The 9,713-nt window shown below is 51.5% G+C and carries 6 protein-coding genes and 3 pseudogenes; 2 read left to right on the top strand and 7 right to left on the bottom strand.

Going from position 1 to position 9,713, the window contains the following annotated elements:
- Positions 1-144 precede the first annotated feature (144 nt).
- Both VJ369_RS00550 and VJ369_RS00545 read right to left on the bottom strand, forming a co-directional pair.
- Positions 145-444, bottom strand: a pseudogene (locus VJ369_RS00550) (IS481 family transposase); the annotation flags it as partial.
- A 223-nt stretch (positions 445-667) separates the two neighbouring features.
- Complete coding sequence (locus tag VJ369_RS00545; protein ID WP_324090212.1) at positions 668-1,069, bottom strand: hypothetical protein; 402 nt, start codon at positions 1,067-1,069, stop codon at positions 668-670.
- A 705-nt stretch (positions 1,070-1,774) separates the two neighbouring features.
- Between VJ369_RS00545 and VJ369_RS00540 the strand changes: the two genes are divergently transcribed.
- Positions 1,775-3,499 (top strand): hypothetical protein, encoded by a 1,725-nt coding sequence (locus tag VJ369_RS00540; RefSeq protein WP_324090211.1) that lies wholly within the window; start codon positions 1,775-1,777, stop codon positions 3,497-3,499.
- A 997-nt stretch (positions 3,500-4,496) separates the two neighbouring features.
- Positions 4,497-4,871, top strand: coding sequence for a hypothetical protein (locus VJ369_RS00535; RefSeq protein ID WP_324090210.1), 375 nt, complete (start codon positions 4,497-4,499; stop codon positions 4,869-4,871).
- A 9-nt stretch (positions 4,872-4,880) separates the two neighbouring features.
- Here VJ369_RS00535 and VJ369_RS00530 read toward each other — a convergent pair.
- The 5 genes and pseudogenes from VJ369_RS00530 to VJ369_RS00510 all read right to left on the bottom strand — a co-directional run.
- Positions 4,881-5,801: pseudogene (locus tag VJ369_RS00530) on the bottom strand (IS1634 family transposase); the annotation flags it as partial.
- A gap of 201 nt (positions 5,802-6,002) precedes the next feature.
- Positions 6,003-6,779 carry an ATP-binding protein gene (locus VJ369_RS00525; RefSeq protein ID WP_324090208.1) on the bottom strand — a complete coding sequence of 259 codons (777 nt, stop codon included), beginning with the start codon at positions 6,777-6,779 and terminating at the stop codon, positions 6,003-6,005.
- The gene (istA, locus tag VJ369_RS00520) at positions 6,776-8,353 is read right to left on the bottom strand and encodes an IS21 family transposase (RefSeq protein ID WP_324090207.1); all 1,578 of its coding nucleotides are present in this window, start codon (positions 8,351-8,353) and stop codon (positions 6,776-6,778) included. Before istA ends, VJ369_RS00525 begins: the two co-directional genes overlap by 4 nt.
- A 138-nt stretch (positions 8,354-8,491) precedes the next feature.
- On the bottom strand, positions 8,492-9,175 hold the full coding sequence (locus VJ369_RS00515) for a hypothetical protein (protein WP_324090206.1): 684 nt from the start codon (positions 9,173-9,175) through the stop codon (positions 8,492-8,494).
- A gap of 357 nt (positions 9,176-9,532) precedes the next feature.
- Positions 9,533-9,713, bottom strand: a pseudogene (locus VJ369_RS00510) (IS1634 family transposase); the annotation flags it as partial.

Here is a 9,713-nt window from a genome sequence, read left to right as displayed (position 1 = left end):
CGGCGACGGCACCTGACTTGGTGCGGGCCTTCCGGATGAATCTCATGGTCATGGTTCTAGCCTACGGTGGGCGCATGAATTAGTGTCCCTTTTCGATCTTCTGACCGGATGAATGGTCAGGTCAGAGGGTATTGATGATATTCAATCACTAACCGTGGCACGATACAGGCCGTAGTCCCACCCGTCGGTCTTGAGCTGTTTACGGATACGGACCAATTCGTTGATGACATCGGGTCCGTAGCGTCGAGCCGGGTGGTGAGGTGCTCTGGATCGTGGATGGAGGGCCGCTGCTGATTCGGTAGCGGCTCGGGAACGGATCCGATAGAAAATGCTGCGGGAGATCTTCTGCATCTTGCAGAATTCTCTGACGGTCAGTGCGTCAGGTTGAGTCGGGTCGAAGTTGATGATCATGGCGCGTGTGCGCGGAGTCAGAGGGTTGCTCATTCATTGAATTTGACACAAACCTATGGTCGCAGATTTCCACGAAGTACTGAGACATACTGTCCACGAAGTCTTGATACAGGACATACAAAGTCATGAGATTGGTTGTCCACGAAGTTGTGAGATTCGGTGTTCACGATGTGACGAAATAACACACCAAGTCGTCAGAACAGAAGTACCATTTGAGGCTATTTAGCATCAGCGATCCATTTCGAGGCTTTGTTTTTCACCACGGCGTTGATGGTCCACCCCATGAACGGGTCAGTGACAGTGAGTGTGGATGCGAATTTGCCTTGGAGGGCATGTCCGCAATGGCCGCGGTATCGATCAGGATGATGCCTGGCAGATAATCGATTGGCTTGATGTGCGTCATGATGGGAATAATATCTTTGAACCGGTTCGTTGAGGACTGTGTCGAAGAATTCGCGTCAGGATGTAACCGGTCCTTCAACGGGGCAAGGTACCGGTCAAAAGTTGCCGGGCTCATGCGCAAAAGCTCGGTACGCATAGGTAGGGTGTGGTAGACAATGACCTTGCTAAATGAGCCGTTAGTCGTAGGTGTTTCAAAGTTGTCCAACGCGATCTGCATGATGGCTGCTAGGTATTTACCGCAGGGTTGGCCGGCCATGAGATATACGTGCTGGAAGACCAGTAGCGCGTCGTAGCTGTATTTACTGCCACGCGGTTTACGTTTGCTGCTGATGGCGGACCCGCGTCGTTGTAGTGCGTGCTGGAGTTAGCGTCGGGCATTGGCACGAGACCACCCGATTACCGTGGTGATGCGATCCTAGATGACGCCTTTTTCTTTTTTGGAGGCTCTGGCGTAAGGCTAGGCTTCCTTCTTTGTAATATCTCGTCGTGTCGCCAAGGTTTGCTCGTGTCCCATCTGTTCAGCATGAGGTTTTCACCTTCTTGGTGGGTAGTGTTTCGCGATCGCTTTAGGTGAGTCAACACGTTGTCTTTATTGCAAAAACGGAACCTGATATGCTGGATGGCAAATCATTCAGCCGATTCCAAAATGTAGCTCAATGAGATAAACAGGGGGCTCTTGAACTGCTAGTTTCTATTTATTGAAACGGGATTTTCGGAGGATTGCAACTTTGCTGTATAGTACATAGGTTTGCGATCACGCAAATTTCGCTGATAGCAATGGCCGCTAATAGTGCTAACAGGATAGCGACGTGTTGCTTATACATTCGGCATCACTCAATTCCACCACCCAGATCTTATTTTCTGTCTAGATAAAAACGGAGAAATTTTGCGACGAGCGCCTGTAATTGTTTCATCAGACCGAAGAGTTCCGGAGCTTGATCAGTATAGGCTTGCTGGATATTTGTACGGCGTAAATCTTACTCCAGGACCAGAAAACGGCAACGCACAAATTATCGGAACTGACGGATTCGGAGCGATTGCTGATCTTCCGATTTCTACCTCTTGGGACTTAGAAGGTTTTCTAAGAAACATACGCAAAGAAAATATCGCTGCTGAATGGGCGACCCGTGCTAAGGGTGCGGTATCTCTATTTGTATTTGAACGATTCACCTCACGGGTGCTTATCCTCCCGGATGCCCTTGGTGCTAGCCTCGTGCACTACTACGAAAAAGATGGAATTCGTGCAGCTAGTTCGAGTTTGCAAGAGCTAATCAACACTCTTAGGCAAATTGGCATTGCGCCTAAAAAATCACTTAAATTTGCCATTGAACTAGTTATAGCTACAAATGGAGGCCTAACTCCCTCTAGCTTTGAAAACGTAAAAACGCTCGACATAATGCATTTCCTTGAGATCCAGACAGACAAGTTAGTAATTCACCGTTACAGGAACTTGAATCTGGCTCCAGATCCCGACCTTGAGTATGAAGAAGTTATCGAACGCTCTTCAAAGGAAATAACAGATACGGTCATAGCCGCTTCTCGGCTAAAGACAGATGCCAGCATTTGTCACTTGACAGGGGGGTTTGATAGTCGACTCGTCGCCGCCGCAACTATTAAAGCAGGAGTCTCAGACTCTTTCAAGTTTTTTTGTCAAGGCGATCCAGTGCTACCCGACAAACAACTGGCGGAACAGGTCGCTAGCGAGCTTAATTTAGTAATGACAGACTACTCGGGCGTAAGTACCTTACGCGCGCCGTCTGATTTCGGCAGTGGGCTCGTTGGGCCGATGAAATATTCCTATGGGATACTTCCAGTTGGGCCACATCAAGGTAACACCTTTAGCGATTCCGTCATACTGAGCGGAGGGTATGGCGGTACGTTTCGATCCACCTACGACTATCGATTGAAGGATCGGGCAAGTACCGTAACTTCAGGTGAGCTTGGGCGGGGACTTTGGGGAGAGTACCTCTTTGCTGGTGGCGATAATTCGCTTATTTCCAAAGAATTCCATCGATTTTTGTCGACCAAAATGGAAGATAAAATGAATCAGGGTAGAAATGAGGGGATACACGAGGATGCACTTGGCGATTTTCTTTATCTTCAGACCAGAGCAAGGTACTTCATTGCGCATATCACTTCATCCTGGAACACGCTGTCAAGACGTGTCGATCCACTATACTCACCGCTAGCTATACAAACCGCACTATCCCAACCGCTCAGTCAGCGATCTGGCAATGGAATTGGCTTTGATATCGCGAGTAAACTAGAGCCACGCATTCTCGCTTACCCATTTGATTCTAAGAAATTTGATCACGCGACATTTTTACATCAAAAAACGGTGGAACAGACAGATTTCACTTCCGGACCAGTTGAATACGACAGTAAATCGAATCCCCGTCCTGAATTAGTCGATTTTGGTTACCTTAAGATTCCTAAGGTTACGAAGGCCGACGTTGAATTAGCAAAAACGATGAAGGCTAGAGCTTATCAGATAGCTGGTAGAAACAACGTAAGAGTCGCGATAAACGAATTATTGGGATCTATTCCGAAAAATGAGTTATCCGAGTTGTTTAATCTAGAAGAACTGGATAAGCTGCGAAAAAGGCCAGCTAATACCCGCGTGAGGATTCGCACCCTATTTAATTTATATGGGTCGCTTGCCTGGTATTTGGATGCAACGGACTAGAATCCATTGAGAAAATAACCGTAGCAACAATCCAATTTATTAGATTTGACTTGCTTTCTAAACCGTTTGGAGAATAGTTTTTCACCTGCCGGGTGCGTTCAACACGAAAGTAAGAGCCAATTACTGCCCAACTTTCTTGTCAACTTTCTGTTGACAAGAAAGTTTCTCTTCAACTGCTAAATATGCGTAGTCCGTGCCCCTAAATCCGGGCATCCGGTACTCCTGTTTCGTGCCAATCCATTAGTAAGTACTTTTAACCTTCGAATATTCAGGTGAAGAGCGGTCGTTGATTGGTGGCTCGGTTTATACCGACGCAGTTTTGACCTCAGATGCATCGTTGCTGATGCTGGCCAGGTTCATGCGCAAGCCCAGTCAAGCGACGGCGGCCGTGCCGAAAGTAACGAGCCTTCGAATGGTGACCGTTTTTCGGATAGCCATTCAGGATTCGGCACTCCTAGGGCTACGTGTGGCATTGTTACGTCGCATTGGTGCGACTACGCCCGTTATGTTGTTGACAGCTCCTAAACATCGAGGAACATAGGAGCTGTCTGAATATTTGACTCTTTGAGAGCCACAAATATTGCGGTTCAGAGCCACCCGCCAGAAACAGCCTTATTGCCTTTCAGAGCCACCCAATATTCTCGTTCAGAGCCACCCTGTATAAACTCCTCCCACCATGCAAGAGCCTGTGTGGTGGAAGGAGCCATTTTCAATGGTACGAAAAATCAAAGCGAAACGGATACTCCAGCTTCGCGCCGAAGGAATGTCAGGACGCGCCATCGCGTCCACCCAAGGCATCTCTCGCAACAGTGTCGCCGAACCTGTTTCGTGCCACCGTTTGTGATTGAAAATCTCAATAGGTTCATGACCTGATGCTTTGTTTTCGCGTCTTGGCCGAAATACTTACTAATAAATAGGTTCCAGATACTCTGAACCCCTGGGATCCCGATTCATCCTCAAAGTCCGCACCGCATCCGGCGCAGTCGCCGTGCAAATCGTGGACCAAACTGGACGCACCACGCCCTCCGTGGAGCACATCGGCTCGGCGAACACCGACGCCGAACTCGCGTTGCTGTTGCGCTCCGCCGAGCAACGCTTGCGTCCAGGGCAGCAAACCTTCGACTTCGACGATGTGGAACAAGAACTCGCAAGCCTGGATGAAGTCGCTGATTGGACCAAGCCCGCCAAATTGTCCGACGTGCATCCTGACCGAGGAAGACCCCGAACCGGCACCACAGGCGCCGCGAAAGTCATTGCGTCCCCAGCCACGGAACTATGGGAAATCCTCACCGCAGCCTACGCCCGATTTGGGTTCGAAATCCTTGATGACGAGGGGTTTCGTGCCATGGCCTGTTTCGTGCCAAAGCTTTAGTAAGTACTTTTATCCACGCTGAAGCTTCTTCAATAGCTCTCGAAGCTCAGCAGAAATTTCAGCAGGGATCACCACATAATCACCATTGACCTGTATTTTCGCCGAACGAACGCCCTTCAAGTCAGTGATAATCCGCTTCAAACTCATCCCAGAGATCTCCTGCAAATGCCGGCCAATCGCCAACGCAGCGAACACCACAGTCAAATGAGCATCAATGGCGTCCTCATCCCGATGGAACACCGGACGAGCGGAAAGGTCACTCTTGGTCATACGGAATGACGCTTCAACCTGCCAGAGGTCATGATACGAATCAAGGACCTGCTGACCTTTCATCACCGACTGCTCGATATTGGTCACGTAGCCCTTGAGCCCGGCCAACATACGGGCTCGTTCAATCCTGGCCTCATCGACTTCAGGCTTCGTCCCGGTCGTTTTCACGAACCGTGCTTTACGCATCTGGCTTGTGCCTCCGGCGATGTCCATGGCGCGGCGTTCCATGAGATTGATGTTCCGATTATCAGTGACGAAACGCTTCGCAGACCATTGATAAATCACTCGGCGTTCTCGGCCCTTTGCACCGACTCCCATGACGCGCTTCGATTCCAGGATCTGCCCGTTGGCGAACCGGTTGCCCTTCGTGTCGAAATGTTCTTGCAAGTCATAAGGCGCTTTGGCCATACGCGAGCCGACGATGAATTTGAATCCGGCGTCTTCCAAAGCGGTCAGATTCGCGGCGGAGAGCATGCCGGCATCAGCGACGACCACCATGTCGGTGATACCGTGCCGCTCCTGAAACGTTTGGACTACCGGAACGATCGTGGTGGTCTCGGCCTTGTTTCCGGCAAACATATGCATTTCCAACGGGAATCCTGCCGGGTCCACTAGTAGCCCGACTTGGATTTGCGGGTCCACCCGGTGTTCTTTGCTCATGCTGTTAAATAGCCTCAGATGGTACTTCTGTTCTGACGAGTTGGTACCGCACCGGCTGAATAGTTGGAACTGCGATTCTGACTACTTGGTACTGATTGCAAGATTTGAATGGATTGGCCAAGGGCTCGGCAAGACGGGCCCTTGGCCAATACTATTTAATTGAAAGGTTCGGGAATTAGCTGTTTAGGGACGGGGTAGGACCTATTCCCAAAAGCCAGCTGCGTCCCGAGCCTTCTCACCATTAATCTGTCGCATGTCCGTTTTGCCGAGCAGCAACCACCTGGTGTTGTTCGCCAAGCGATTCACGATGGAATCACCAGCAATCTTGTCAGGCATCACTGTAACCCAATAGGACGGATCCGTTTGACTGACGATAACCGTCGGCAAACGATGTTCACGATCAGCCAGCACAGCAAACAAATCACTGGCGATGTTCTGGTCAATTCCCACGGTAAGGAAATCGTCAATGATCAACAGATCAGTCTCTTGGAGCCTTTCCAATAGTTGATGATGTTCTCTGCGGTCATCAGGAGCCATCATCAGCAGGCGTGCCAGATCATCCATGCGTGTGTAGTAAACCGTGTGCCCGCTATGGCAGGCGGCAACTCCAATCGCGCAAGCGATATAAGTCTTTCCCCCGCCGGTAGGTGAAATGATCAGCAGGTTCGTCGGATCGGTACGCCATTGATGATTTGCGTACCGTTTCATCCGGGCCTGATCAATGTTGCGACCGGGCAAGTAGTGTAACTCCGCGATGTTGGCACTTGGCAAGGGGAACTGGGCTTGCTTGATGAGCTTGCTGGTCTTCTGGGACTGGCGAATTCCCAGTGTATGGTCCACCGCATTCATGAACACTTCTTCCGGAAGCAGGCTGTCATTGCTCTCGTCGTTGGTCAGCTCGAAGAACTTCTCAGCAAAAATGGTGAGGCGCAGATCTTTGATTTTCTGATGGTCTTCACTGGTAAGCATCTGATTCATCCCCGGCTCTTATAGTGGTCCGCATCCCGCACAGACGCTCCCGGAATGCTTTGCATTGGTTCCAGATTCTTGATGTTCTGCGCCGCTGGCCTTGAAGCATGCTCCTGTTGCTTCTTGGCTCCGGCTAAGGTAGCCATCACGCGTTTGAGCGACGTGTAATTCGCGTACCCATTGATGTTCAGCATCTCTTGGCAACCCTCCTCTAACGACGGGCTCTTCTTGCGTCCTAACTCGGTGAGGATGTTACGGCAGGATAAGAACGCCTGGGCTTCCACTTTGCTTCGGTCCAAGATCTGGGTGATGACCTGAACCGTCGCCGGTCCGTAGCTTCGAGCGTTACTCAAGAACCAGTCCCGAGTCCAGAGACCTTGCACGTCCTGGTGGTGCTTCGGTGCGTGGGCCAGCTCAGTGGAATACTGACCACGCCGGCCGTGCTTACGAGGGTGTTCACATACTTTGGATTGCCCATCAAAAAGGCTGATCCTGGTGGTGGTGATCCGTGCGGAGAGAACTTTTCCGGCAAGCTGATAGGGCACGGAATAGTGCTGATAGTCGCTGGTCACGTGGTAGTTCCGACCGACTTTTAACTGTTTATAGTCGACGTCTTCATACCGTTGCTTCGGCAAGGGTTGCAGCAAGGGAGCTTCCTCAGCGTCGAAGACTTCACGTCGGGTGGTCTGGTTGACCCTGCGCAAATGCTCGTTGATGTCTTCGAGTTGCTCGCTCACTGCTTCATTCAGCTCCTCGAACGAAGTCCATGTCTGCGAGTCGAGGTAGCCGATGATACGTGTTTCAACGGTCTGCACCATGCGCTCGACATGGGCCTTGTCGCGTGGGTGATTCGATCTGGCTGGGACGATCGCAGTTTGATAATGCTCAGCCAACAGGTGGTAGGCCTTCGTGACTACGACTTCCTTGTCTCCACGCTTTCGGCGGTGCGTAGCGGTCGCTGCATTATCTGGCACGATCATCTGCACCACTCCACCGAAGAACTCCAGTGCGTTCACATGCGCTTCGTTCCACGCGTGCTGTTTCATATCGCTGAAGGCCTTGCAGAACATCAGGCCGGAGTAGGGCAGGGACGCGACGAAGAAATAGGCTTTGAACGTTTCTCCGGTGACCGTGTCGAGGACCTTCATGGTGGGTCCGGCCCAATCCACGAACATGGCTTTGCCAGGTTCGTGTTGCAAGGTGGCGACCACGTCGTTGGTTGCGGCGAACCGGTTGAACAGCGCGCAGTACTGGGAGTAACTGTATTTTTTCTGCGCGCTGGTTCCAGCTACGTATTTAACCCAGCCTTGTTGCAGTGTGAAGAATCGGTTGTGCTTGATTTGTTCTATGATCTGGGCGAAGTGCGGGTCGGCATAATCTGCCGATATCGTTCGGCGTCCGTCGGGGAAGAGCTTCTCAATATCTGTAGCGGTCATTGCAGCGAAACGGTCTGCGGTGATGCCGTTGGTGCTGATTGCCTTTTTCACCGCGGCGATATCGCGGCGTGAGCATCCCAGGGATCTGGCGATTTCTTCATAGGTTCGGTGCTTGAACACCATGGACATGATGGTTTGGTAATCCACCAAGAGGTTTCTCCTTTGAACTGCCCATCACACGGTGTTGTGTAACGGTTAGTTCAGAGGATCAGGTGGAGGTTACAAACCGTGCCATGTCTTCAGAACAGCGGTACCAAGTCGTCAGAACATTAGTACCAGCTCGCGCTATTTGGCACTCATGCCGACTTTGCGGAGGTCATCTTCCTTTTTCGACTCGAAGTGAAGGGTGGTGTCGTCATACATGATCATTGCTCCGAGCCCCACGGTCTGGGTTCGATAGGCGATCATGGCTTTGGCCAGAGTGTCTTTGTAGTCTTCGTTGTGGCAGCGATGCAGGCTACGAAAGAGGGTCCGCAAGGACGGGTGCGGTGCACAGATGTCATCGAGCACTCTAATGGTGTCTGCTTTGGATGTCGGCTCAATGAGCCTGGCGAGCACCATGGCACGAAACCCATCGTCATCAAGGACTTCAAACCCAAGCCGCGCATAGGCTGCGGTAAGGATGTCCCACAGTTCAGTGGCTGGGGATGCAACGACCTTCGCGGTGCCCGTGGTGCCGGTTCGGGGTCTTCCGCGGTCAGGAATCACGTCGGGCAGTGGGGCGTTCTTGGTCCAGTCAGCGACTTCGACCAGGGACGCGGGTTCTTGTTCCAAATCGCCGAAGTCAAAGGCTTGCTGCCCTGGATGCAAGCGTTGCTCGGCGGAGCGTAGCAGCAGTGCTAGTTCGGCGTCGGTGTTCGCTGAGCCGATGTGTTCCACCGAGGTGGTGGTGCGTCCGGTTTGGTCCACGATTTGCACGGCGACAGCGCCGGATGCGGTGCGGACCTTGCGGATGAATCGGGAACCCATGGGTTCAGGGTACCGGGAACCTATTTATTAGTAAGTATTTCGGCCAAGACGTGAAAACATAACATCAGGTCATGAACCTATTGAGGTTTTCAATCACAAACCGTGGCACGAAACAGGCATGGCGCTCGCACGCCTGATTGAACCAACGTCCAAAGCAGACACCATCAGAGTGCTCGATGGCATCGCCGCACCGCATCCGTCATTGAGGACCCTCTTTCGCAGCCTGCACCGCTGCCACGATTTGAACTACAAAGACACCCTAGCCAAAACCATGCTCGCCTACCGAAGCCGATCCGTGGGGCTCGGAGCAATGATCATGTATGACGTCACGACATTATTATGCCGATGTCGGCATAATAATGTGGTTACGTCGTACATCACCAACGATGCTAGGCCGGCAGTTGCCGCCCGGTAGGCGACCATGGCTTTGGCCAGTTGGTCGCGGTAGTCCTTGTCGATACAGGTGCCCAGGCTACGGAACAACGTGCGCAATGAAGGGTGGGGTGCATCAATTTGCTGGAGCACACGAATGCTCTGT

The organism is Glutamicibacter sp., assembly GCF_035257265.1.
In the GTDB taxonomy this organism is placed as follows: Bacteria; Actinomycetota; Actinomycetes; order Actinomycetales; family Micrococcaceae; genus Glutamicibacter.
This window is presented reverse-complemented; position numbering and strand designations above follow the sequence as displayed.